We start from the raw sequence: 25,845 nt of genomic DNA, 5'->3' as shown, positions 1-25,845 counted from the left end.
TCGTGATGGTCGACCGGATGGGCGGTCAGTTGGCGGCTGGAGAGCCGAAGTAGCGGGCGTTGGCGGCGGCGACGGCGTCCCAGTCGGCGCCGTGCGGGAAGCGGATGACATCCCAGCGGGCGTTGAACAGGCGGTCCTCGGCGTCCTCGTCCCGGAAGGTGTCCTGCTCCTTGTCCGGCGAGTCCACGAAGACCGCCACGTTCACGCCGGGCAGGCGGTACACGTAGTCGGGAGTCGCCATCGCCTCGGTGAGGAACGAGCCCGGTTCGTCCGGCAGCCGCAGGCCACGTGCCTTCGCCCAGCCCAGGAAGTCTCCCTGGGCCGCCAGTTCGGCCGCCGATGCCCCTACCGCCGCCTCGACCGGTGTCGGCTCCGCGGGGGAGACCTGGTCGAGCAGGCGCCGGTACTGCTCCGAGCGGGACTCGCCGCGCGACTCCCGCCGGGCCGTCGCAGTCGCCAGCCGCACCAGCAGGTCCCGCACCGAGTGACGGTTGATGAGGGCGTGGTTGAGCTGGTTGCCGTACGTCAGGAGACACTCGTAGCAGCCGAGCGCGCACGGCCGGTCCGGATGCGGGCCGCCCAGGTCGTTGCCGCCCGCGTCGAAGTGGCAGATGTCGAGGGCGCGTACGGCTGCCTTGGCCAAGGCGTCGTCCTCCGCCTGGAGGCGGCGCAGCACACCCGCGCCGCCCTCGGCTGCCTCGGTGAACAGGATGCGGTTGCGGGGGCCGTCGTCCGGCGGCAGGAGCTCGCTGGACAGCTCGGCGTCCTCCAGCTCGAACGCGGCCTCGATGCCCCGCTCCAGGGCGTACATCAGGGAGAGCGCCACCGGCTCCGGCAGGGCCTCGTCGAGGGTGACGACGAGGATGTTGCGGCGGTCCTCCACGTACGGGATGACCCGCTTCTTGCGGCGCCGCTCGTTGCCGTCGGTGTCGATGACAGGCAGTTCGCTGGAGTCGCCGGACGCCTCGGAGGCGTCCTTGTCGTTCATCCAGCGGCCGTCCGCGAGGTCCAGCCAGTAGCCGGCCGGCTCGTCGCTCTTGGCGCGCACCCGGCCGGTGTTGGTGATCCGGACGGTCGCCGAGTCGCCGTACGCGACCTCGGCGAGCGGCGCGCCCGAGGCGTCGGCGATCGCCGCGTTCAGGCGGCCCTTACGGGTGCCGTGATCCTGGAAGCGGTACGACGTCTCCAGCTTGAAGCCGGCGCGGCGCCGCTCCTCCTCGTCGGAGGAGATCCGCTCGCGGCGGGTCGTGTACACGGTGTGCAGGTGCAGCAGCCCGTACGTCGCCGAGCCCAGCGGCTCGTTGCACATGGCGCAGCGGTCCTCGAGCTGCTCCGGGTCGTGGTGGTAGCCGCACTGACCGCAGCGGCGGGCCTCGCTGGTCGCCAGCTCGCCCGAGGAGTCCGGCGGCAGCTGGATGCGGGTCACCTGGTAGCGGGCGCCCTCGTGGTAGATCAGCGCACCCGGGCCGAACTCGCGGATCGCGAGGAAGCGCGGTCGCTGGAGGTAGTCGCCGTCCCCGCGGCGGCGGCCGATGGTCGGGATGTACGCGGCGAGCGGGAGCCGCGGGAAGCTGTAGCCGGGCAGGAAGCCCTCGGACGCCAGGTAGCGGTACGGGTTGAAGTCGGAGAGGACCGACTTGCTGTCGACGCTCTCGTTCATCAGCAGGTTCAGCTGCGTCTCGGCCTCACGGCGGCGGGCGTTGGCGCGGATGCGGTCGCCCTCGGTGAGGCTGTAGTCGAGGCGGCGCCTGTTCTGGATGTACTGGTCGTCGAGCGCGGAGCGGAACAGCTGACGCCAGCGGTCGAAGGCCCGGTCGAAGCGGGTCGCCACGGTCCGCACGCGGTCCTGGATCCAGTCGTCGTGCCACCACGTGGTGTCGGCGAAGTCGGGCAGCAGCGGGCCGAGGACGCGCAGGGCCGCGTCGACGGTGCGGCGCCGGGCGCTCTCGTCGAGAGAGGCCGCGAGGATGTCCGGCAGAAGCTCCAGAGCGGGGCTCGGGCGCTCGCCCGTCTCCGGGTACGACACATCGAGCACCTCGGGGACGGCTCGGCCCAGTTTCAGGCCGGCCTCCGCGATCCAGATGCCCTGAAGATGGGAGAGGACCAGGTCCTCGTTGGCGAGGTCGAGGCGCGGCGGAGCGACCGCGCCCGCCACCATGCGCTCCGAACGGCGGAAGTAGTACTGGTCGTGGCTGTTGCCCGTCGCGCAGTAGGTGGTGACGAGGGCGGGCTGGCCGCTGCGGCCCGCGCGGCCCGAGCGCTGGGCGTAGTTCGCCGGTGTGGGCGGCACGTTGCGCATCATCACGGCGTTGAGCTGGGAGATGTCGACGCCCAGCTCCATCGTCGGGGAGCAGTACAGCAGTTTCAGCTCCGCCTTGCGGAAGGCCTCTTCGCGCTGTTCCCGCTCCTCCGGCGAGACCTGTGCGGTGTGCTCGCGCGCGAACAGGCCGGACAGGGCGCCCGCCGCGTCCCGGTACAGGTCGCGGAAGAAGGTGTTGACGCGTGGACCGTCGCCGCTCTGGTAGGTGCGTGTCAGCGGGTCGTGCGTCCCCCGCTCGCCCTTGCCCGCGCACCAGATGAGAGATTGCGCGGCCACCCGGTAGCCGGTCGCGGAGGGGGCGGAGGACCTGCGGTAGCGGCCCGCCCGTTGCGGGGCCTCCGTCACCTCCTTCACCAGTCCGGCCTTGGCCAGAACCTTCAGCAACTCCTCGATGACCAGCTGGAGATCGGCCGGGTCGAGCTTCTTGAACGAGGTGTCCGCGCGCCGCAGGTACTTGCCGAACTTGCCGCGGGCCGAGAGGAACAGGGCCGAGCGGTCCATGCCGGGGCGGGAAGGGTGCGGATAGGCGGTGCCGACCTTCGGCTTGTCGGCGGCGGACAGCACCCACGGGTCGATCAGCCGCTCCTCGCTCGCCCTCTGGAGCGAGTCGAAGTCGTCACGGAAGTACGAGACGTCGATGGCGAGCGAGCGGCGCATCTCGTTGAGCAGCGCCTTCATGACCTCGGCCCGGAGCGCCGGGTCGGCGTCACGCAGCGCCTCGTGCGTGCCCGCCCACCGGTCCTGCTTGGTCGCCACCCAGTCCAGGTCCTCGTAGCCGATCTCCAGCAGGCCGGTCTGCTCCAGGTTCGGCATCGTGATGCGCCAGCCGCGCTCCAGGTCCAGATAGAGCCGGAACGCGATCACGTCGCGGAGGGTCTTGGCGGCGTTGCGGGCCAGAGAGGGCGGCAGGTCGCTCTCACCCGTGTAGTCGGCCGGGTCCATGGAGAGTGCGTTCGTCACCGCGGAGGCCAGCTCCTCGTGGTGGACACCGTCCTCACCCGCGTCCAGAGCCGCCCGGTACAGAGCCCCCCGCAACTGCGTGATCTGCACGAAGTCGTTGAAGTGCCCCGCCTGGAGGGACGCGTCCTGCCGGTTGTCGACGAACGTGAGGAGCTTGCGCGCCTCCTTGTCGAGGACTTCTTCCGGCACCGACTTCAGCGACCGCACCACCGACGCCGAGATCAGCGAGGTCGCGGAGGAGCGGCCCTCCTGGTCGAGCGTCGCCAGCTTCGCGAAGTCCCGGCCGCGCGTCTGCTCGTACGCGACACCGCAGTGCAGACAGAAGAGGAAGGGCGAGGGGATGAACGCGGCCTGGAGTTCGCCGCTCCCCTCACGGCCGAGCGGATCGACCGTGACGGCGCGCGGTACCCGGTCGCGGTACGACTTCTTGACGACCTCCTGGCCCTTGTCGTCCAACTCCAGCCAGGACTCGGGCAGTCGGCGGTCGTCCACGGCGTACTGGACGTTGGACGGCCACGCTCGTTCGTGGTCGACGTACAGGTAGCCGTCGCCCTGACGGCCGCCGGTCGCGGACGTGTCCCGGCGCGCCTCGTACCGGACGTCACCGTCCTTCTCCGTGCGCCACACGGTCAGATACTCCTGGCCGCACTCGCGGCAGAACGCCAGCGGCATCAGCAACTTGCCGTTGCTTCCCGGCTGTTCGAGCTGGTACGAGCGGGTGAGGTGGCGCGAGAGCTTGTCCTCCAGGGTGACGTACACGGTGTCGCCCTTGGAGAGGAACTGGTGCAGCCGGAACGCGAACAGCGGCCGCTCGGTCACCGGGTGGCGGGCCTGAGAGCCGGCCTCCAGAGTGGCGCGGATCGCGGCGACGCACTGCTCCTCGGCGACCCCGGACTGCTCGTGCAGCTCCTTCGCCGCCACCTCGATCTTCGTGGGCTGCTGTCGGACCAGCCGCCCCGTGGCCGCGTCGGTGGCCAGGCCGAAGCGCGATTCGATCCAGCGGGCCAACGGGTCGCGCACGAGATCGTCGTAGGCGCGAGGAGCTGCTGGGGAGTTGAGACGCTCGGCGGGAACGGCGTCGGGTGATTCGTGGGTCGCGCGGACCAGTGTCTCGCCGATGACGTGTTCGGGGCGCACCGGTGTACCGAACAGGGTGCTCGCCACTCCGGCCACGACGTTCTTCTGGTCGTCGAGCGTGCCCTCCGTCGACATGGTGGCAGAGGTACCGATGCACTGGAGGTCCTGCGCCTGGCAGGCCTCGCGGACCCGGCGGATCAGCAGGGCGACGTCGGCGCCCTGACGACCGCGGTAGGTGTGCAGCTCGTCGAAGACGAGGAACTCGAGCCCCCGCGCCATCTTGATGAGACTCGCCCGGTCGGCGGGGCGGGTCAGCATCAGTTCGAGCATGACGTAGTTGGTGAGCAGGATGTCCGGCGGGTTGTCGCGGATCTCCTTGCGCTTCTCGTCGTCCTCCTGGCCCGTGTACCGGGCGAAGGTGACCGGCTCGTGTCCCGCGCCGTAACCGTCGCGCAGGTACTTCTCCAGCTCCTTGAGCTGGCTGTTGGCGAGTGCGTTCATCGGGTAGACGATGATCGCCCGTACCCGCTTCTCGGTCTTGGGTCCCTCGGCGTCCCGGTCGTGAAGCACCTTGTTCACGATCGGCACGATGTAGGCGAGTGACTTGCCGGAACCGGTACCCGTCGTCAGCACGTACGAGGCACGTGACTTGGCGGCGTCGATGGCCTCACGCTGATGTTGGTGGAGTGTCAGCGGGCGACCGTCGGGGACCGTGCCGCCCTCGGTCTTCTTCGCCTGGAAGATACGGGCGCACTCGTCGTGGAGCACCTTCTGGCCGGCGAGTTCGACCACTGTGCCGCCGCCCTGGAAGAACGGGTTCAGCGACAGCCACGGGTCGGGCCACTGCGACTTGTTGTTGAGGTCGTCCTCGACGAACGCCGAGATGCGGTCGTCACGGATGACGGTGCCGCCCTCGGTGAAGGAGCGGTAGTCCTTGATGAGCGTGCGGTGGACACCGAAGACGTCCATGCCCGCGCCGGAGGCCTTGGGAGGCACCGGCTTCGGTGACGAGGCGGCCCGCTGCGCGGGGGCCTGGGCCGCAGGGCTGCGGAGAGGGCGGGTCGGATCCAGTGCGCTCCAGTGCGGCAGCGGCGAGACGTCGCCGTCATGTCCGGCCAGGGGGAGGAGTGCGTCGCGTACGGCCACCGCGTCGGCGGGACGGGCCGCCGGGTCTTTGGCGAGAAGACGGTCGACGAGCCGGATGAGCTCGGCGGGAATCCCGCTCCGGATGAGGGTGATGGACGTCGGTTCTTCGCGGGTGTGCTTGGCGGCCAGCTCGAAAGGGGACTCGCTCGTGAACGGGGGTACGCCCACGAGCATCTCGTAGAGCACGCAGCCCAACGCGTACAGATCGGCGGCCTGCGTGACCTGCTTGGCCTCGAACTGCTCCGGAGCCATGTAGCGGGCGGTGCCGACGCTGACGCCCGTGCTGGTCAGCCGGGCTTCGTCCGGGTCGTCGACGATGCGGCCCATACCGAAGTCGAGGACCTTGACGATGCCGCCCTGGGTCAGCATGACGTTGGCGGGCTTGAGATCGCGGTGGACGACACCGGCGGCATGCGCGGCGGCGAGACCGGAGGAGATCTGGGCGGCGATCGACGCGGCCCAGGTGACGGGGAGCTGCCGCTCCTCCTCGATGAGATCGCGCAGCGTCTCGCCGTTCAGGAGTTCCATGGCGAGGTAGGGCAGACCGTCATGGTCCTCCGCCACCCCGCCGTCGACGATCCGGGTGAGGTTCGGGTCGTCGAGGCGACGCATGATGCGCACTTCACGGGCGAAGCGTTCGGCGGCCTTGGGGTCGGCGGCGGTGTCGATCCGGGTCCCGGTACGGCGGCGCAGGATGGTCTTGACGGCGACCGTGCGCTCAGCGGTGCCCTCGGCGGCCTGGAGATCCTCGGCCCGATGGACCTCTCCCATGTTGCCCTTGCCGATGACATGCCCGATGCGGAACCTGCCGCCCAGCAGTTCCTGGCTCACCGCTGCTCCCCTCGCCTTTGCCGTCTTGTTCCCGCACCCGCTCGGGGCCTGGGAACAGAAGGTGCCCCCTGCATTCGTTGCCGCACAGCTCATCGTGGCAGAGCGAGAGTGTGGCGTCCGCCACCGTACACGAGGAAGGTGATTGAAGGTAGATGTCAATCTGTTGACATTGTCAACGTGCCGCAAATATGCTCGCGGCGTCATCGGGTAGGGGGTGGGGCGTGTGAGGTGCCAGTCCGTCGGAGGGTATGGCGTGCCGGAGGGTTCGTCCGGACCTGGATCCAGCAGTGCGCCCGGGCCTGGTGCGCAGGGTGAGAGCGGTCGTGGGCCGGGGCTGAAGGCCGCCCTGGCGGAGCTCCTGGCCCGGCTTCGGCGGGCGGCGGTCGACGGCACTGTGCCGGAATCCGTGTTCGTGGCGCACGCTCGCGCGCTGGGGCTCGGTGGTGTCGAGCTGGAGCGGCTGCGTGAGGAGCTGGGCAGGCTTGGGCTGCCCGTCCGGGGTGCGGCTGTGCATGCAGGAGGTGACAGTCCAGATGTGGAAAAGGTTGCACGATCCAGTGAAGAAAATGTGTGCGATTCCGCCTCGCCCTCCGATGGTGCCGTCAGTGCCCTGCTGAACCGGTATGCCGACCCCGAGGGATATGTGACCGCGCGCGTGGTGGACGGCGTGGCACGGTTGGCCGGACTGGGTCCGAGGGACGCGGCTGCTCTGCGGGCGGGGGCCCGGATCCGTGGCGAGGTCGCCGCGCCGGCGGAGGCGCTTGCGGAGGCCGGAAACGTGATGGCCGAGACCGGCGTGGCCGCCCCGGGAGCCGACGCCCTGGCGATGGATCTCACTGACCTCGCCGACGCCGAGGGGTACGAGTCGGCGGGGCTCGCTGACGACGACCCCTTCCCGTTGCCGGAAGCGGCGATCGGCGGGGACGTCGGGGACCTCACGGCCGCTGTGGCCGCTGCCATGGCTGTCCTTGAGAGCGACCGGGTCCGGCGACGGCCGGACATGCATCTGCTGACCGCCGAGGCGGAGGTCGGACTTGCCGTGCTGGTCCGGGGCGGACCGGACCACGTGGCGGAGGAGGCCGACGACGAGACTCTGCGCGGCCTGCCGGCCGACGATCTCCGGATCCGCGCACGGGACTGCTTCGTCCTGCACAATCAGCGGCTCGTGCACAAGATGGTTCCCCGGTATCTGGATCAGGGTCTGGACTACGACGACCTGTTCCAGCACGGCGCGTTGGGGCTGATGCGGGCGGCGCGGAAGTTCGACCCGGCCAAGGGCTTCAAGTTCTCGACGTACGCGACCTGGTGGGTCCGCCAGTCGATCGCTCGGGGCATCGCGGACGACGGCGCTACCATCCGCATTCCCGTCCATATGCACGAACAGGTCCGCAAGGTGGCCCTGGCGGAGCGCACCCTCTCGATGCAGGGGCGGCCCGCCGGAGTCGCCGACGTGGCTGTGTTCTGCGACATGACCATGAAAAAGGTCGAGGAAGCCCGGAAACTGAGCCGGCGCACCGACTCCCTCGACCGCGTCGTCGGTGACGGGGTCACCCTGGGCGACTTCATCGGCCGGACGAATCCACTGCCGCCCGTGGACAGAGGCGTACTGGACGCCTGGCTTCTGGAACAGGCGCTTGCGATCGTCGACACCTTCACCGAGCGTGAGGCCCGGATCCTTGTCCGGCGTCTCGGTCTGGACCGGGACGAACCCTCGACCCTCGATGAGCTGGGGCGAGAGTTCGGGGTGACCCGGGAACGCATCCGGCAGATCGAGACCAAGACCCTGGTCGCCTTCAGGGAGCGGCTGAGGACGGCCGGCCTCACCGACGCGTATCGGTATGAGGATGGCCGGGAATCCGGCCCTGAAGTAGCGGCCGACGCCTCATCGCCTGGTGAAGGGGTGGGTCCGCATGCCAAAGCCGGGGCCCGGAGACAAAGCGCAAAGAAGCAGCAAGTGCGTGATGTGCTGCCTGCTCCCGCGCCACAGGAGGTTTTGCAGGAAGGCCATCTGCAGTCGACTGAGGCGCCAGAGGCGCCGGACGGTGAACACCTTGGCCAGGACAAGATGGCCGAGCCCGGCGAGCACACCGTAGACGCTGAAGAGTCGAAGGAATCCGCGGCGGACAGGCGGTCGGTGGTTGTCACCGTTCCCGCCCCTGGCCCGGGGGAGGCGGTGGACCTGCGCCACGAGGGACGCCCGGACGATTCCGGACCGCCGGTGGCGCACGCTCCTGGAACAGCGGTCACCGGGCCCGATGCCACGTCGGGTATGGAGCAGGCGCAGAAGCCGTGCGCGGAGCCGGTGGAGGAGCCTGCGCCCGAGCGTTCGTATTCGGCGCCGGCCGTCACCGAGGCGAGCGGGGCTTCCACTCCCGAACCGGTGGAAGCCCCCGCTCAGTACACAGCGGACTGGCAGCGGGCGCTGCGGATGCAGATTGGTCTCGGCGAGGGAGTGGCGTGGCTCGCCGAGTACGCGCTGCTGGCGTTGGGGCATGCGCAACTCGCCGTTCTGCTCGGCTCGTCCTCAGCCGAGAACGTCGTGCGTGCTGTGCGGGACAGGACGGCACTCGACCGGCCTGAGATTACGGCCCTAGAAGTACTGAGGCGTGTGTTCGACACCGTAAAGGGGCTCGGTCTGCGGCCGGAGGACTTCTTCGAAAGGCCCGCCGAGGCGCTGGTCGGCGTGAGCCCGCGTGCATATCTGGCCGCCAAGCCGCTGGTGTTGAGCGAGTCGCGCCTTGCTGTGCGTGACTCGCTGCGGGAGTTCGTCGCAGAGGTGCCGCATGCAGCCCAGAGGGTGACGCGCGTCGGCGGTTCGCCGGACAGACCGGCGATGGAGTCCTTCTCGAATACGCTCTCGGAACCTTTGGACACCGCTCAGGTGCATGCGGTCAACCCGCCGGACCATGATGCGGCGGCCGCGCCGGACGACACCCAGGTGGAGGCGCCCGGCATACCGCGGAAGCCGACTCCTGTGGAGGACACGTGTCTGACCTTGGACGCTCGTACCCCGGAGGAGGTGTCCCCGGCTGGGACCGCACACCGCGGCAGCGGGTGGGACAAGGCGAAGGCGGATGACGACTCTGAGCAGCGTCTCAACGACGTACGCCGTGAACATGAAGCCGAACTGACGCGGGTACGCGACGAGGCCCGACGCGACCTCGCCGAGGCTCGGCAGTCTGCCGAAGCCCGACGCACCGCCGCCCTCGCGGACACCGAACAGCAGCTCGACGCTCTGGAAGAGACGCTGCTACGCCGCGCGGACAAGACTCTGCTCCGGAGAGAGCGGTACCTCCAAGCACACAGCGAAGAGCGGATCGCACGTCTCCAGGATGAGCACCGTGAGGAACGACAGACCCTGGCCGATCGAGCTGAACACGCCCTGCAGAAAGAACGCGCCGCACGGACGGCCTTGGCCGCAGCCCTCGAACGTGCCGCGCGGGCCGAACAGCGCGCAAAGAACGCCGAACAGCTCGCCGCATCGTTCGAGCCGCGCGCGAACGATGCAGAACAAAGGGCGAGCACGGCTGGGGAACGGGCAGCATCGTTGGCCCTGCGGGCGGACGAAGCCCAACGCAGGGCGGAGGAGACAGGGCAGCGGCTGCGGCGCTATCGGGAGGAAGGGGAGGCCCGCATCGCGGGCCTGGAACATCGGCTGAGCCAGGCAGAGACCCTGCTCGCCGAACGCGACGCGGCACTGCACGCGGCCAGATGGCAGGCGACGGGTCAGGTGCAGGCTGCTGAACAGCGGGCTGCGGAGCGGATCGCCCAGGCCGAGCACGATGCCTGGGCGCGCATCACCGAGCTGCAACAACAGCTCGCCGCCGAGCGAGATGCCGCGGCCAACCGCTCCACGCTCCGGGATCGCTGGCGCCGGTCCTGACCTCGCCCCGCACCCCGTGCGCCCCGCGCCCTGTACCACTCGTACCGATTCAGGAGCACGACCATGAACCCCCGACAGGAACTCGTCGCCTACCTGCACCGCCGGCTCGTCGGCCCCGCCTCAGGGGAGCACGAGTTGCTCGAAGCGCCTCCGGACCGCGAGTACCTCATGGGCACGCTGTATCCGCAGGAGGCGGACCTTCAAAGACAGCTGGACCTCGCCGCCGAGGAGCTGGAGGGTGTCGGCACGGAGGGTGGGGCCGAGGACACGGCTCCGGCGGCGGATCCCGTGCCCGAGGCCAACTCCTGGCTGCCGTCCTCGCTCGGCCTCAGCTTCTACACCGACGCCACCACCGTCGAGGTCCGCTGTGCCGGAGCGCGCTACAAGACGCTCGCCGCCACCGGTGAGCGGGGCCGCCGCTGGGAACGCGTACCCCTGCCCGCGGAGACCCACGCCCTCGGCCCCGGCTCGGACCGCGTCCCCGTCCTCGACGGACGTGCCGAGATCCGAATCCGCAGACGCGCCTTCGGCTCCGGACAGCTCGTCACCGTAGCTCTGGTCAACACCGCTCACCACGAACAGATACTGGGCAAGGCCGCGCAATGGGACCGGATGCTCTTCCAGGTCGAACTGGAGGCGCGGCCCGCGGACGGCGGTGTGCTGCCCTATCCGAGCGTGCGGCTGGCCAGCCGTGACCTGGAGGAGCAGGAGCTGCGGCTCCAGTACCGGCACGTCCGTACCCATGCCGTCGGCCACGGGTGCGCGGTCGAGGAACAGTACGCCGTAGGTGATGAGCGCGGCGGTCGGAAAGTGGTCGCCTTGAAGGCCGCCGTCATGCCGGAGGCCGAGGTCAGCGGTGTCCGGGCCGCCGGTTTCACCGGATCCCCCGTACTGAACGTGCTGCACCTCGCCGATCCCGCCGTACCGCTCGCTCAACTCCACGAAGAACTGGCGGAGTTCGCCGCCTACTATCGAGCCTGGTACGTCGGACAGCTGAACACCGAGATCCCCGCCTGGGGCCGCGATGCCGCCGACCGTGTCCTGGCCCGCATCGACGCCGCCGTCACCCGGATCGAGTCGGGCGTCCGTACCCTTTGTGATCCCGCGCGGCCCGAACTTCTGCGTGCCTTCCGCACCGCGAACCGTGCTATGGCCCTCCAGATGCGGCACTCGGCCAGCGATCAGGCAGGAGAGCGCCGGACCCGACGCGATGCTGTGCTCCTTGAGCCGGAGCCGAGCCCACATGCCGTTTGGCGGCCCTTCCAGCTCGCGTTCTTCCTGCTGGCCCTGGACGGCGTGGCCGACCCCCGGCATCGCGACCGGACGACCACCGACCTCATCTGGTTCCCCACCGGCGGTGGTAAGACAGAGGCGTACCTGCTGCTCGCCGCCTTCGTCATGGTGCTGCGCCGCGGGGAGAGCGACGGCGGCGGAACCGCGGTGCTGAGCCGCTACACCCTGAGCCTTCTCACCACCCAGCAGTTCCAGCGAGCGGCCACCACCATCTGCGCCCTGGAGACCCTGCGCCGCACCGACCCGGCATCCTACGGGGATGAACCCTTCTCCATCGGGCTGTGGGTAGGCGAGGCGACCTCCCCCAACTCGTACGAGAAGGCCCGGGCGGTCTTCGACGACGTGCGCGGTGCCGCCCGGCCCGACGATGTGTTCATCTTGGACCGCTGTCCCTGGTGCGGCACGCGCATCATGCCTGCCCACAAGTCGCCCGACATGGGGGACTACGGAGTACGTGCCGGCGCGGATTCGTTCGCGTTCTTCTGCCCGCGCGAGGAGTGCGCCTTCCACGACGAACTGCCCGTCGCCGTCGTCGATGAGCAGTTGTACGACCGTCCGCCCACCTTCGTCCTCGGTACCGTGGACAAGTTCGCCCGGCTCGCGTGGGAACCACGCTCGGGACGGTTGTTCGGCACGGACAGCCACAACCTGCCTCCGTCCCTCGTCATCCAGGACGAGCTGCACCTGCTCACCGGCCCGCTCGGTACCACGGTCGGCCTGTACGAGGCGGCCGTACTCGGGCTGTGCACCACCCGCGAAGGCATCGGACCCAAGGTCGTGGCATCCACGGCGACGATCCGCCGCTCGGGCGAACAGATCCGAGCCCTGTACGGCAGCGACGCCCAGCTCTTCCCACCCGCTGGACTCGACGCCCGCCACTCCTACTTCGCCGAACCGGACACGTCCCGTCCCGGCCGCCGCTATCTCGGCGTCATGGCCCAGGGGCATACCGCCGGCCGCGCGGCCGTAGCCACCGCTGCCGCGATGCTCCAAGGCGCCTTCGAGCTGCCTGAAGAGCATCGGGACGCCTACTGGACTCTCGTCGCCTACCATCACAGCCTCCGTGAACTCGGCCGCACGGTCACAGCGGCGGGTGACGACATCCCCGCACAGCTCACAGGGCTGGACTCAGGCTCGGGGGTGAGGAAATTGATGGACCATCAAGTGCAAGAGCTGACCAGTAACCTGCCGCGGGCCGAGCAGCCCGTCCTCCTCGATCGCCTCGAAAAGCCCTGGGGCGACCCGCAGTCGGTGTCGTTCCTGCCCTGCACCAACATGCTGTCCGTCGGCATCGACGTGAAGCGGCTCGCACTGATGCTCATGCAGGGGCAGCCCAAGACGACGGCCGAATACATCCAGGCCACCAGTCGGGTCGGTCGGCACACCGTTCCCGGTCTCGTCGTCACCTTCTTCAACGCCACTCGTCCCAGGGACCGTTCACACTACGAGACCTTCGACGTGTACCACCGCTCGCTCTACCGGCATGTGGAACCGACCAGTGTCACCCCCTGGTCCGTCCCGTCCCGGCGGCGCGCCCTGCATGCCGCACTCGTCATCCTCGTACGGCACCGTCTCGGCCTCGCCGCCGAGAACCAGGCGGGTCAGATCCTCGACCGACTGCCTGAAGCGGAGTCCCTCGTAGAGGAGTTGGTGACACGGGCCGCCACTGGTGAACCGTACGCCGCCGACGCCGTACGCAAGGAGCTCGCGGAACTCCTCGCCGACTGGGAGGACGCCGCACGCGAGGCCCGTAAAGACGGCCGCGAGCTGTACTACCGCAGCCAGGGCAAGGGCCAATCCAACCTGATCAAGAGCTTCGAACAACGCTACGGCCTTTGGGAGACACCTAACTCCATGCGCAACGTCGACCGGGAATGCCAGGTGATGGTCAAGGGGGCCGACCTGTGAGCCGCACGCTTCGCGTACGCCAGTCGCAGACCGTTCTGCCCTTCGGAGTCGGGGCCGTCTTCGACATTCAGGGCGAGTCGTTCGTCGCCACCGGTATCGGCGACTGGCCGCAGAAGGCCAGACAGCGCGTCGAGTCACCCCGGCTCGCCAACCGGCTTGGCGTCACCGGGTTCTACGCCGCACCCCCCACGGCCAATGACCGCTTCGATACCCCCGATGCTCCGGGCGCCCCGTACATCCGCTTCCCGTCCTGGCTGTTCTGCGGTGCATGCCGCCGTATGAAGCGCTGGCGCATCGCCGACGAGAGGCCGGGACAACCGCCCCGCTGCCCGTCCTGTTCGCCCGGCCGGACACTGGCCCCCATGCGGTTCGTGCAGATCTGCGCGGCCGGCCATCTCAGCGACGTCGACTGGTGGTTCTGGGCCCACTCGCGGCGAGAAGCCGGGGAACGCCGGCAGTGCGGCGAACGCGAGAGACTCCATTTCCTCGTGTCCGAGCGCGCCTCCGGCCTCGAAGCGCTCTCCATCATCTGCAAGGCTCAGGGGTGCGGGGCTTCGCGCGACCTGCTCGACATCCTCGGCACACACGGTATGCGCTGCTCAGGGCGCAACCCCTGGCAGCGGGCCAATGAAGCCACGGAGTGCGTGAAACCTGTACAGATCGTGCAACGTACGGCGGGCAACCTCTACTACCCGGTCGTGCACTCGGCGCTCGACATCCCGGAGTCCGACGTGCCGGTGTCGCAGGGCGACGACGAACTCGCCGGACGCGTACGCGAGCACGACCTATGGGTGTCGCTCTGCCGGGTCGCGGGCACCCCGCGCGCCGATGTGTTCCGCGCGATGATCCAGGAGGACACCGGCGCGGACGATCAGGTCCTCGACGCCCTGCTCGCCGAGGAGACGGGGCAGCCCCTGGCCGCTGCCCCATCCGGCGCGGATGCGGCACCGGCCCGCCCCGACCTCAGCCGTGAGGAGTGGACCGCGTTCACCACACCGGTACCCGTCGCCACGCGGAACTTCGCGTTGCGCGAGACAACCCTCGGGCTCAGCCAGGAGACCGCCGAACCCTGGGCAGGCCTGCACCGCCGCATCGGACGGATCGTCCTCGCCGACCGGCTGCGCGAGGTGCGGGCCCTGTCCGGGTTCAGCCGGGTCTCTCCGGACGCGAGCCTTGTCCCCGCCGACACGGCTCGGCGGCTCAAGTGGCTTCCGGCTGTGGAGGTCTTCGGTGAAGGCATCCTCCTCACCCTCGACAAGGCCGAACTCACCGCATGGGAGGGCGAGGCAGAGGTGCGCCGTCGCGTTGCCGGAATCCGCGCGGACTTCGACCGTTCCTTCCAGAAGGACAGGCTTCAAGCCCTGACCGGGGAAAGCCTCTCCCCGCGTTTCGTCCTCCTGCACACCCTCGCTCACCTGCTGATCCGCCAGCTCTCCTTCGAATCCGGCTACACGACGGCCAGCCTGCGCGAACGTATCTACGGACGGCCCGAACAGGACCAGTACGGCATCCTCATCTACACCGCGGCTGGGGACGCCGAAGGGACCCTGGGCGGGCTCGTGCAACAGGGTGAGGCGCCGCGCCTCGCCGAGACCCTGCTGCGGATGACCGAAGCCGCCGCCTGGTGCTCGGCCGACCCCCTCTGCGCCGAGCACGCCGGCCAAGGTTTCGGCAACCTCAATCGCGCGGCCTGTCACGCCTGCGCCCTGCTGCCCGAGACGAGTTGCGAGACCGGCAACACCCTCCTCGACCGGGCTCTCGTCATCGGAGGTGAACAGGTACCCGGGTACCTGGAGTCGATCGTCACTGCCGCTCGGAGCGCCGCGGCGGATGCCCTGGAGGGATTGTGACCCTCACGTACCGCGACCTTGTACCGGAACAGCGCTCCTGTCTCGAAGGGCTGCCCTTCGACGGCAATCACCTGGTCAGCGGTCCGCCCGGCAGTGGCAAGAGCCTTCTGGCGGTCCAGCGGGCCATCATGCTGGCTCTCACCGGGACCCCTGTAGTCGTGCTGACCCGGTCCAATCTGCTCCGCCAGTCACTGGCCGCGACCGTACACACGCTCGGTCCGGCGGACCGCAGCGTGCGCGTCGCGACCGCACACGCGTGGCTCACCGAGTGGTACGGGGGACAGCCCCCGCGCGGCACCGACGGCTGGTTCGACTGGCCCGCCTTCTACGAGCGTGCCGCACAGGTGGGCCCTGTCGCCGAACTCACTCTTGTCGTCGACGAAGGCCAGGACCTGCCCCCGGAGTTCTATCGGTTCTGCCGGCTGCTCGGAGCGCGTACAACAGTGTTCGCGGACGAGTGCCAGCGCCTGACCGACACCAACGCCACGCTCGCGGAGATAGCTGAGAGGTTGGGCCGCTGTACACGGTTCGAACTCGACGGCAACCACCGCAACACACGCCAGATCGCCTCCTTCGCCGCCCACTTCCACACGGGGCGCGGTCTGCCCGTCCTCCCGGAAGGTGAAGGGCCACCAACGCGCCTGCACCATCTACCGCGTCACGGTGCGGCCGACCTGCTGATTCTGCTGGCACAAAGACACCCGCGGCAGAGCATCGGTGTGATCGTGAATTCCACACACACCCAGTTCTCACTGCTCGGCAGTCTGGAGCGCAGGGCACCGCGGCTGAAACCGCAGCTGTACACGTCTCAGGCCCGCGCGGGAAACAACCGGTACCGCACGCTGGATCTCGGCCGCCCGGGGATCGTGCTCGTCCACCGGGCGAGCGCCAAAGGACTGGGCTTCGACACGGTCGTCATCCCGGACACGCATACAGACGCGGCCGTCGATCCCACCTCGGCCGCCCTGCGCATGACGTACTACGTTCTGGCAACCCGGGCACGACGTGAGCTCCATCTGGCATACGAGGGAGACACGGAGCCGCCTCTCTGCGCGCAGGTGGGCTCCGGCGACCTGCTTCGCGGATAACGATGGCTTCAGAAGAGTCGGCCACGGGCCAGCGTGAATTCTGAAAACCTTGGGAAGGCCGACCGCGTTTCCGGATCGTTGTAGGGTGCCGAGGAGGCCCTTGACCTGCGAAGCAGGCAGGGAGCAGACATTCCGGGAGTTTCCTCATGCTTCGTACCATGTTCAAGTCCAAGATCCACCGTGCCACGGTCACCCAGGCCGACCTGCACTACGTCGGATCCGTCACCATCGACGCCGATCTGCTGGACGCCGCCGATCTGCTGCCCGGTGAGCTCGTCCACATCGTCGACATCACCAACGGCGCCCGCCTGGAGACGTACGTCATCGAGGGGGAGCGCGGTTCGGGGGTCGTCGGGATCAACGGAGCGGCGGCCCATCTCGTGCACCCCGGTGACCTGGTGATCATCATCAGTTACGCTCAGGTCACCGACGCCGAGGCGCGGGCGCTTCGGCCGAGCGTCGTGCACGTGGACCGCGACAACCGGATCGTGGCCCTCGGTGCCGATCCCTCCGAGCCGGTACCGGGCTCGGACCAGCAGCGCAGCCCGCAGGCCGTCACCGCCTGATCCGCGACGGCATCGCAGGACCCCTGGAACCGAGGACCCGAGGAGTGCCCGTGAGTGAGATCGAGATCCGCGACGACCGGTCGGCCGGCCGCCTTGAGGCGTTCGCCGGTGACCAAATGGTCGGGCACATCGAGTACTTCGTCCTGGAGGCACCCGCCCGGGCCCTCGTTCCCGTGCACACCATCGTGGAACCCGAGCACGAGGGCCGGGGCATCGCCGGCTCCCTCGCCCGCGAGCTGTACGTCATCGCCGCCCGCGAGGGAGTCGTCGTCGCGCCGCTCTGCCCGTACGTCGTGAAGTGGGCGGAGCGGCACCCCGAGGAGGCTCCGGTGGCCGACCCGGAGCTACTGAAGGCCGCGGTGGAGTGGCTCAAGGCGCATCCGGGACGCTTCTGATGGCCGACGCCCCGCTCCCGCCCCTGTACGGGCCGCTCGCCCTGCTGCACACCTCCCCGACGCATGTCCCCGTCTTCGACGCGCTGCGCGACGAGGCCCACCCGGGCCTGGAACTGCGCCACTTGGTCGACGAGGAACTGCTGGCGAGAGCCCGGAGCGAGGGGCCCGAGGCGGTGGCCGATGACGTGCGGGCGCTGCTCGCCAGGGCCGTCGCCGACGGTGCGCGGGTCGTCCTCTGCACCTGCTCGACCATCGGCGCGGTCGCGGAGCGGACCGACGCCGGGGTGCCCGTGCTCCGCGTGGACCGTCCGATGGCCGCCGCGGCGGTGGCGGCGGGCCCCCGGGTCGTCGTCCTCGCGACAGTGGCGAGCACCCTGGAACCGACCGTCGCGCTCGTCGAGGATGAGGCCCGTCGCGTCGGCCGCCCCGTGGACATCCGTACGGAATTGGTCGACGGCGCGTGGGCGCTGTTCGAGGCGGGTGACACGGACGGCTGCGGCCGCGTGGTGGCCGACGCCGCCGACGCGGTCACCGACGCCGACGCGATCGTCCTCGCGCAGGCGTCCATGACCGCGGCCCAGCGGTTCACCACCACCTCGGTGCCGGTGCTGTCGAGCCCGCGCCCGGGGCTCGCCGCGGCGGTGGACGCGGTCCGCGCGGTGCACTCCGCGTAGGCCCACCAGCTGTCCGCGCAGTGCGCCCCGGGTGGTCCTGCCGTGGTCCGAGCGCCGCGGGCAGGCCACTCGCGGTCCGGGTCCGGGCATTGCCCCTGCGCGACCCACCAGGCACCCGCGCAGCGCACTCCTTGGGCCCACTTGGTCGCCGTCCCCCGCGCGACGGGGTGAGTGGGCGCGCCCCGGCCGGGTACGCGTGGGACAAGTCCAGAGCCGACGCACCGACTGGCTGGAGGACCACCATGACGCATCCGTATCCCGACCCCGTGAAGCCGGGACCCACCCCGGGGCCGAGCCCCGACCGCCCGGAGCCCTTCCCTGACCCGACGCCGAACCCCGGCGGCCCGGATCCCGTCCCCGGACCGGAGCCCGTCCCGTCCCCCTCCCCGATCCCGAAACCGCCGGGCCCCGACCCGGTACCGCAACCCCAGCCCAGGCCAGAACCGCTGTCCTGACGGACGTCCGGCGTTCGGCCCCGACGGGCGCCCGGCCGGAGGCGTGAGCGATCGGGGCTCACGCCTGCGGCCGGGCGCGGGCAAGAGGAAGCAGACCTGATGACCTGGGCCCGCAGCTGTTCAATACACTCCCCCGGTGAACAACATACGGTGCACTCAGTGCGGTGTTGTGGGGCTGGAGCCGGGCTTCGTCGAGGACTCCGGACAGGGCGCTCGCGGGTTCGCCCGGTGGATCGAAGGCGCCCTTGAGCGAGGCCCGCTCGGTGGCGCCAAGAGGATGGGCCGACCGCACTGGCAGATAGACGCCTTTCGCTGCCCCAACTGCGCACACCTGGAACTGTTCGCCGCCCAGCGGGACTAGGGCCGCGTCAGCCAAGGTTCGCCGACCGGGACGGCGAGGTCCGCCCGGCACATCGGCCGTCGGCACATCGAGCACGCCGACACCCTGTCCCCGAGTGCGCCGAAGCCGCCACGATCCCGCTCGGGGAACGTGACGGCTTCGGCGAAGGCGAGGTGTCCGGGCCTGGTGACAGGCCTGCGGGCCCAGCGGTGAACCACCCTCGGGCCCCAGCGGCAAACCCTCGGGCCCGAGCGCAGTCCTACGGCCCGAGTACGGCCCCGGGCGCGAGCGGCAGCCCTACGGCACGGGCGGCAGCCCTATGCCTCGACCTCCGACCGGTCGCCGCCCCACAGCGTGTGGAACGACCCCTCGCGGTCCGTCCTGCGGTAGGTGTGCGCCCCGAAGAAGTCCCGCTGGCCCTGGGTGAGGGCGGCCGGCAGGCGCTCGGCGCGCAGGGCGTCGTAGTAGGCGAGGGCCGCCGAGAAGCCGGGAGTGGGCACGCCCTGGCGGGTCGCGGCGACGAGGACCTCGCGCCAGTCGTCCTGGGCCGCCGCGATCTCCTGGGCGAACGTCTCGTCCGACAGCAGGCTCGGCAGGTCGGGCCGGGCGTCGTAGGCGGCACGGATGCGGTCGAGGAAGGCCGCCCGGATGATGCAGCCGCCGCGCCAGATCGAGGCGACGGAACCGAGATCGATGTTCCAGTCGTACTCGTCGCTGCCCGCGATGATCTCGTGGAAGCCCTGGGTGTACGAGACGATCTTCGACGCGTACAGCGCCTGCTCCACCCGGTCCGCGAAGGCCGCGGCCTCGGACGCGTCGAGCTGCCGCGCCTTCGGGCCGGCGAGGCCGCGCGAGGCGGCGCGCAGGTCGGCGTGTCCGGACAGGGAGCGGGCGAAGACCGCCTCGGCGATACCGGAGACCGGTACGCCCAGGTCCAGCGCGATCTGCACGGTCCAGCGGCCCGTGCCCTTCTGCTCGGCCCGGTCCTGGACCACGTCCACGAACGGCTTGCCCGTCGCCGCGTCCACGTGCGACAGCACCTCGGCGGTGATCTCGATCAGGTAGGAGTCGAGCCGGCCGGTGTTCCAGGTGCGGAAGATGTCCGCGATCTGCGCGGGGGAGTACCCGGCCACGTCGCGGAGCAGCTGGTAGGCCTCGCCGATCAGCTGCATGTCGGCGTACTCGATGCCGTTGTGGACCATCTTCACGAAGTGCCCGGCGCCATCGGGACCCACATGCGTGACGCACGGCGACCCGTCGGCGGCCTTCGCGGAGATCTTCTCCAGCATCGGGCCGAGCGAGGCGTACGACTCGACCGAGCCGCCCGGCATGATGCTCGGCCCGTGCAGCGCGCCCTCCTCGCCGCCGGAGACGCCCGTGCCGACGAAGTGGATGCCCTGCTCGCGCAGCGCGCGCTCACGGCGCCGGGTGTCCGCGAAATGCGCGTTGCCGCCGTCGATGATCATGTCGCCGGGCTCCAGGAGCGGGGCGAACTCCTGGATCACCGCGTCGGTCGGGTCGCCCGCCTTCACCATGATCACCAGGCGCCGGGGCCGCTCCAGCGCCGCCACGAACTCCTTCGCGGTCTCGGCCGCCACGAACGTGCCCTCGTGGCCGAACTCCTCCACCAGCGCGTTCGTCTTCGCCACGGTGCGGTTGTGTACGGCGACCGCGTAGCCGTTGCGTGCGAAGTTGCGGGCGAGATTGCGCCCCATGACCGCGAGACCCGTGACGCCGATCTGGGCTGAAGTGCTCATTCGGTTGGCTCCTAAGAAGTGCGGTAAGTCCGGTGGCCGACAAGGAGAAGATCCCGGTATCGGTGCTGCCGGTCGTACTCGTCCGTGCTGCTCGCCAGTATTGCCCCAGGCCGCCCTGACGCGTCGGAGGTGTCCATGTACGAGAACGTCCCCGCGTCGCGAGGGCGGATTTCGGACAGGCCGTTCGGTGGCGGGTGCCGGCGGCGGGGGTGTTCGGCGCCCCGGACGCGGGTCCCGATCCCGCGCGGTCCCTTCCGGCGAGCGGATCGGCCGTCCGCCGCCGTACACAGGAACCCGATGTCGACAGGCCCCGGAGCGGCGGCCGGCACCCGTCGGTCCCGCGCCGTCACCGTCACCCACCGTGCGGAGCGCGTTCGGACCGAGGGCGGTCCGGGAGTCGGCCGACCGCCTTTTCGGAGCGGCCGGTTGCCGCCTTGTCCTGGCCTGTTCACAGCGCTTACTTTTGCCGCTCCTGACGCATGTCTAGGGGGCTCCCTCATGGCCGTACGCGGTCGGCACCGCCGGTACCAGCCGAACAGGATCAACCGCGCCTCACTCACCGTCACGGCGGGCGGCGCCGGGATCGCTCTCCCGCTCGTCGGAGCCGGGGTCGCCGACGCGGCCGATGTCGGGACCTGGAACAAGGTCGCCGCCTGCGAGTCCAGCGGCAACTGGAGCATCAACACCGGCAACGGCTATTACGGCGGACTGCAGTTCACCCAGTCCACCTGGGAGGCGTACGGCGGCAAGGCCTACGCCCGGCGCGCGGACCAGGCCACGAAGGACCAGCAGATCGCCATCGCCGAGAAGGTGCTGAGGGGCCAGGGGCCCGGCGCCTGGCCGGTGTGCTCGGTCCGCGGCGGGCTCACCAGGGGTGGCGCGAGCCCCGACATCAGCCCGGCGGGGACCGCGCCGCAGACGGCGAAGCAGCGCTCCGTGCGGGACGTGAAGCCGCAGACCACGCCGCAGTCGCAGGCCGGGACCGCCGAGATGTACACCGTCGTGCACGGCGACACGCTCTCCGGCATAGCCGACTCCCGGCATGTCCAGGGCGGCTGGCAGGGGCTGTACGCCGCGAACCACACCACGGTCGGCTCCGACCCGGACCTGATCCTGCCGGGCCAGCGGCTCACCCTGCGCGGCAGGACCCAGGCGCCCGCGCACACGCAGCACGCGCCGGCGAAGGCGCCGGCGAAGAAGCCCGCCCGGACACCGGAGAAGACGCCCACGCGGACACCGGTGAAGAAGACCTCGACCCGTACGACGTCCCCGCACAGGACCACCCCGGACAAGGCCGGGACGCACTCCCTCGTGGCCCCGGTGCACGCGGCGACCGGCACGCCCTACCGTGCCGCCGGCTCGCACTGGTCGAAGGGCTACCACACCGGCGTGGACTTCCCCGTGCCGACAGGCACCTCCGTCGCGGCGGTCGCGGCCGGTCATGTGGTCAGCTCGGGCTGGGGCGGATCGTTCGGCTACCAGGTGGTGATCCGGCACGCCGACGGCCGCTACACGCAGTACGCCCATCTCTCCGCGATCTCAGTGAAGGCCGGGCAGAGCGTGGTGGCCGGCCAGCGCATCGGCCGCTCCGGGTCCACGGGCAACAGCACGGGCCCGCATCTGCACTTCGAGGTGCGCACGGGGCCCGGCTTCGGTTCGGACATCGACCCGGTGGCTTACCTCCGGGCCGGGGGCGTCAGGATTTGACGCGGGTGCGGTGGTGGTTGACGAACGGCATCGGCACGTAGGGCACACCGAGCATGGCGGTCAGGAAGGGCAGCTCGTCCCTGGCCGCCGCGTGGTCCTGCGCGGCGCCGACCTCCATCGCCGGCCTGGCGGCCCTGAGCGGAGCCGGTACCAACACGCCGCCGACGACGGGCTGCGGAGCCGCCAGGAGCACACCCTCGCCGCCCGCACGCGGAGCCGGTGGCACCACGCTCGCTGCACCCGGCTGCGGAGCCGGTACGAACCCGTACTCGCCTCCGGCGGGCTTGGGCAGCCCGGCCAGCAGTGCCTCCACGGTCGCCTCGGTGACCGTGAGAGCTCCGAGGTCGGCGGCGACCGGGAGGACGGACTCGGGGAGGCGCTGGTCCGAGACGGCAGGGACGACCGGTTCGGGCAGCCGTGACTCCGATACGGCCGCAACGGCCACCGGAGCCGGCTCGCCGGTGGGCTCGGGGGCGCCGTCGGCCGGCTGCCCGGCGACCGCCTGTGGCACGGCCGCGGGCTCCGGGGAAGTGGCCGCGGTTCGGTCACCGCTGCCGATCCGCTCGATGGTGAGCAGGATCAGACCGCCTGCCGCGACGACGCCGCAGCCCAGCGCGAGCGCGGTGCCGGTCGCGCCGTAGCGGAAGGTTTCGCCGAACATCGTGATGCCGACCGCGGCCGCCACGACGGGGTTCACGACCGTCAGCGTGGCCAGCGGCGCCTCCAGGCCGGCGCCCCGGTAGGAGGCCTGCGAGATCAGCATGCCGGCCGTCGCGAAGACACCTATGGCCGCGAGGCTCGACAGGTCGGCGAGCGACACGTGCTCCGACCAGTCCACCGCGACGGTCTTGGTGAACACGGAGGACATGCTGAAGGCGACGCCCGCCGCGACCGCCAGCAGCACACTGCGCACTGCCGGGTGCCGGTGCGCCGCGCGCCCGGCCACCATGAGGGCCGCCACCGCGCCGCCCGCCACCACACCCAGCGCCAGGCGCTGGGCATTGCTCAGTGATTGCGCGTCGGAGGCGCCGACCAGGGCCAGCAGACCGGCGAGACCCAACGTGGCCATGATCGCGCCACGCCAGGCGGCTGCTCCGGCCCTGCGGCCGACGAACAGGGCCGCCATCGGAAGCGCGAAGACGATGGTCAGCGCGCCGAGCGGCTGTACGAGGCTCAGCGGGCCGAACGCGAGGGCGACCACGTGCAGCAGCCCACCCAGGCCGGTCAGCGCGACGGCGGCCCACCAGCCCGGCCTGTGCAGCGGTGCGTAGGTCTGGCCGGGAGAGGTCACGGCGACCTGCTCCTGAATGATCGCGCCACCCGCATACGCAACGGCCGAGACGAACGAGAGCACTACGGACAAAGCGAGGGCACTCATGAGTCCCTCCTCTGCGTACGGCGCGGAGCTGCGGCCCGGCGCGACGAACGGTCGGCTTCCATGCAAACAACGATGCCGTGCGATTTAGTTCTCGTCGTCGTCCCTGAGCAGTCATTGGGTCCTACTGCCGATGGAGTACGAATCGCCCCTTGTCCTCCCCAGGGTGGGCGACACCACGGCCCGATCCACTGGTGGTTACCCCTAGGGGGCTTGGTACTACTGCTCTTCGTGGACCTCGACCCCCAACTTGCTGCGCTCGACGCGCTCGGCGGATTCTTCGTACTACGCACCGGCGTACCGCCGCGCGGCCCCCTCCCTGCCCTCGCGAGCGCCTGTGCGAACCCGCGATCCGAGACGCCGGAGGAGGTTTACGGGGATCCGATAACTTTTCGCGTCCGGAAGGTCGCACAGAGTATTCGAGCGCCGGAGCCGCGGGTCGCGGCGTCGGTGGCGCAGCAGGGTCTCGCGGCACGCTTCTGGTCGATCGCGCTCGGTGCCGCCGCGCTCTGCGGCCGGGTACCCGACCTCGATCCGGAGCTGCTGCGCTGGGACCCCGATGCCAGCGCTCCGGACGACCTCTGGCTCACCGAGGTCCGCACCCGGCCTGTGACCGATCTCGACACGGTCGTACGCGCCGGACTCCTCGTCCCGCTGAACGCGGCCCTGCGCTCGCGCCACCGCGTCTCACCGGGCCTGTTGTGGGGCAACGCCGGCTCCGCCCTGGCCGGTACCGTCCGTCAGCTGGACCGCTGGGCGCTCGTCCACGGACGCCCGGACGTGGGGGAGCGGGCCAGGACGCTGGCCGGCCGGCTCTTCGAGCACCCCGACCTCTCCGGAACCCTCGACCCCAGGACGCTCCGCCGCCGCAGCTGCTGTCTCTACTACCGGGTGCCCGGCGGCGGAGTCTGCGGCGACTGCTGCTTCGACCGACCGCCGCGGTCCGCGCCACGCCGGACCTGATACTGGGGCTTCCCGTGTGGTCTTCCGTATCGGCTTCAACTGAGTGACCATGAGGGGCACCAGCCGGGCTACGACGGGGGTTCTGTGTGCGCGTGGGACTGCTGACCCGGGAGTACCCGCCGGACGTGTACGGCGGTGCGGGCGTCCATGTCGAGTTCCTCGCGCGGGAGTTGCGCGCCCTCACCGAGCTCGATGTGCACTGCTGGGGCGAGGGCGGCACCGGCGGGGTGGTCCGTCACCGGCCCTGGACCGCACTCGACGGCGCCAACGACGCCCTGCGCACCTTCTCCGTGGACCTCTCCATCGCCGCCGCGCTCGAAGGCCGCGAACTGGTCCACTCCCACACCTGGTACGCCAACCTCGCGGGACACTTCGGAAAACTCCTGCACGGCATCCCGCATGTGATGACCGCCCACTCCCTCGAACCGCTGCGCCCCTGGAAGGCCGAGCAGCTGGGCGGCGGCTACGCCCTCTCCAGTTGGGCCGAGCGCACCGCCATCGAGGCCGCGGACGCCGTGATCGCCGTCTCGGGCGCCATGCGCGAGGACATTCTCGGCTGCTACCCGGCCCTGGACCCGGCCAGGGTGCGCGTCGTGCACAACGGCATCGACACCTCCCTCTACCGGCCCGACCACGGCACCGACGTCCTGGAGCGGATCGGCCTGGACACCGGGCGTCCGTACATCCTGTTCGTCGGCCGCATCACCCGGCAGAAGGGCGTGCCCCATCTCCTGCGCGCGGTACGGGACATCGACCCGGCCGCACAGGTGGTGCTGTGCGCGGGTGCCCCCGACACCCCGGAGATCGACCGGGAGTTCCGCGAGCTGTACCAGGAGCTGAGCGGTGTGCGCGACGGTGTGCACTGGATCCCGCAGATGCTGCCGCGGCCCGATGTCATCCAACTCCTCACGCACGCCGCCGTGTTCGTCTGTCCCTCGGTGTACGAGCCGCTCGGCATCGTCAATCTGGAGGCGATGGCCTGCGGGACGGCGGTGGTGGCCTCGCGCGTCGGCGGCATTCCCGAGGTCGTCGAGGACGGCGAGACCGGTCTTCTCGTGCCGCTCGGGGGCGACTTCGAGGCGGGGCTCGCGAGGGCCCTGGACTCCGTGCTCGCCGACCCCGACACGGCCCGCCGCATGGGCGAGGCCGGACGGCTGCGCGCGGTACGGGAGTTCGGCTGGGACGCCGTGGCCCGAAAGACGGTCCAGTTGTACGAGGAAGTCCTCAAACCGGGGTAACCATCGGACAGGCGAGCTT

At 70.3% G+C, this 25,845-nt stretch carries 14 protein-coding genes; 11 read left to right on the top strand and 3 right to left on the bottom strand.

Features of this window, described 5'->3' with window-relative positions; translation table 11 throughout:
• Positions 1-25 precede the first annotated feature (25 nt).
• Positions 26-6,274, bottom strand: coding sequence for a protein kinase domain-containing protein (locus tag N4G66_RS26085; protein WP_391858883.1), 6,249 nt, complete (start codon positions 6,272-6,274; stop codon positions 26-28).
• 466 nt (positions 6,275-6,740) lie between these two features.
• Between N4G66_RS26085 and N4G66_RS26080 the strand changes: the two genes are divergently transcribed.
• The 8 genes from N4G66_RS26080 (at position 6,741) to N4G66_RS26045 (ending at position 18,807) form a co-directional block, all read left to right on the top strand.
• Positions 6,741-10,217: a sigma-70 family RNA polymerase sigma factor gene (locus tag N4G66_RS26080; protein ID WP_261706632.1), complete on the top strand. Its 3,477-nt coding sequence runs from the start codon at positions 6,741-6,743 to the stop codon at positions 10,215-10,217.
• A 63-nt stretch (positions 10,218-10,280) separates the two neighbouring features.
• Positions 10,281-13,418 carry a helicase-related protein gene (locus tag N4G66_RS26075; protein WP_261706631.1) on the top strand — a complete coding sequence of 1,046 codons (3,138 nt, stop codon included), beginning with the start codon at positions 10,281-10,283 and terminating at the stop codon, positions 13,416-13,418.
• Complete coding sequence (locus tag N4G66_RS26070) at positions 13,415-15,268, top strand: DUF1998 domain-containing protein (RefSeq protein WP_261706630.1); 1,854 nt, start codon at positions 13,415-13,417, stop codon at positions 15,266-15,268. The genes N4G66_RS26075 and N4G66_RS26070 overlap by 4 nt, the downstream gene beginning before the upstream one ends.
• Positions 15,265-16,356: a DNA helicase gene (locus tag N4G66_RS26065; protein WP_261706629.1), complete on the top strand. Its 1,092-nt coding sequence runs from the start codon at positions 15,265-15,267 to the stop codon at positions 16,354-16,356. The genes N4G66_RS26070 and N4G66_RS26065 overlap by 4 nt, the downstream gene beginning before the upstream one ends.
• 146 nt (positions 16,357-16,502) lie before the next feature.
• Entirely contained in the window at positions 16,503-16,922 is a 420-nt protein-coding gene (gene panD, locus N4G66_RS26060; protein WP_261706628.1) for an aspartate 1-decarboxylase, read from the top strand.
• 50 nt (positions 16,923-16,972) lie between these two features.
• Positions 16,973-17,317 (top strand): GNAT family N-acetyltransferase, encoded by a 345-nt coding sequence (locus N4G66_RS26055; RefSeq protein WP_261706627.1) that lies wholly within the window; start codon positions 16,973-16,975, stop codon positions 17,315-17,317.
• On the top strand, positions 17,317-17,991 hold the full coding sequence (locus tag N4G66_RS26050) for an aspartate/glutamate racemase family protein (protein ID WP_261706626.1): 675 nt from the start codon (positions 17,317-17,319) through the stop codon (positions 17,989-17,991). Before N4G66_RS26055 ends, N4G66_RS26050 begins: the two co-directional genes overlap by 1 nt.
• Before the next feature lie 591 nt (positions 17,992-18,582).
• Positions 18,583-18,807 (top strand): hypothetical protein, encoded by a 225-nt coding sequence (locus N4G66_RS26045; protein ID WP_261706625.1) that lies wholly within the window; start codon positions 18,583-18,585, stop codon positions 18,805-18,807.
• Positions 18,808-19,103: 296 nt separating this feature from the next.
• Here the strand turns inward: N4G66_RS26045 and gndA are convergent, their stop codons facing one another.
• Positions 19,104-20,543, bottom strand: coding sequence for an NADP-dependent phosphogluconate dehydrogenase (gndA, locus tag N4G66_RS26040; protein WP_261706624.1), 1,440 nt, complete (start codon positions 20,541-20,543; stop codon positions 19,104-19,106).
• Between the two features lie 498 nt (positions 20,544-21,041).
• Between gndA and N4G66_RS26035 the strand changes: the two genes are divergently transcribed.
• Positions 21,042-22,250, top strand: a complete 1,209-nt coding sequence (locus tag N4G66_RS26035) for a transglycosylase family protein (protein ID WP_261706623.1) — start codon at positions 21,042-21,044, stop codon at positions 22,248-22,250.
• On the opposite strand, the gene N4G66_RS26030 is transcribed toward N4G66_RS26035, so the two are convergent.
• A complete protein-coding gene (locus tag N4G66_RS26030; protein ID WP_261706622.1) occupies positions 22,240-23,628 on the bottom strand; it encodes a DMT family transporter in 1,389 nt (462 codons plus the stop codon). The genes N4G66_RS26035 and N4G66_RS26030 overlap by 11 nt on opposite strands.
• 210 nt (positions 23,629-23,838) lie before the next feature.
• Here N4G66_RS26030 and N4G66_RS26025 point away from each other — a divergent pair, with 210 nt between their 5' ends.
• A complete protein-coding gene (locus N4G66_RS26025; RefSeq protein WP_261706621.1) occupies positions 23,839-24,588 on the top strand; it encodes a (2Fe-2S)-binding protein in 750 nt (249 codons plus the stop codon).
• Between the two features lie 86 nt (positions 24,589-24,674).
• Positions 24,675-25,826, top strand: coding sequence for a glycogen synthase (gene glgA, locus N4G66_RS26020; RefSeq protein ID WP_261706620.1), 1,152 nt, complete (start codon positions 24,675-24,677; stop codon positions 25,824-25,826).
• Positions 25,827-25,845: the final 19 nt, after the last annotated feature.

The sequence above is a fragment of the Streptomyces rhizosphaerihabitans genome (assembly GCF_025399795.1).
Classification (GTDB): domain Bacteria; phylum Actinomycetota; class Actinomycetes; order Streptomycetales; family Streptomycetaceae; genus Streptomyces; species Streptomyces rhizosphaerihabitans.
Note: the sequence above shows the minus strand (reverse complement) of the source record. Positions and strands in the feature narration are given on the sequence as shown.

Bases quoted from the DNA above. Each gene is read 5' to 3' on its own strand.
- N4G66_RS26085 (WP_391858883.1), bottom strand. From the start codon at position 6,274: ATGGGAGAGGTCCATCGGGCCGAGGATCTCCAGGCCGCCGAGGGCACC.
- N4G66_RS26075 (WP_261706631.1), top strand. From the start codon at position 10,281: ATGAACCCCCGACAGGAACTCGTCGCCTACCTGCACCGCCGGCTCGTC.
- panD (WP_261706628.1), top strand. From the start codon at position 16,503: ATGCTTCGTACCATGTTCAAGTCCAAGATCCACCGTGCCACGGTCACC.
- N4G66_RS26050 (WP_261706626.1), top strand. From the start codon at position 17,317: ATGGCCGACGCCCCGCTCCCGCCCCTGTACGGGCCGCTCGCCCTGCTG.
- gndA (WP_261706624.1), bottom strand. From the start codon at position 20,543: ATGAGCACTTCAGCCCAGATCGGCGTCACGGGTCTCGCGGTCATGGGG.
- N4G66_RS26035 (WP_261706623.1), top strand. From the start codon at position 21,042: ATGGCCGTACGCGGTCGGCACCGCCGGTACCAGCCGAACAGGATCAAC.
- N4G66_RS26030 (WP_261706622.1), bottom strand. From the start codon at position 23,628: ATGAGTGCCCTCGCTTTGTCCGTAGTGCTCTCGTTCGTCTCGGCCGTT.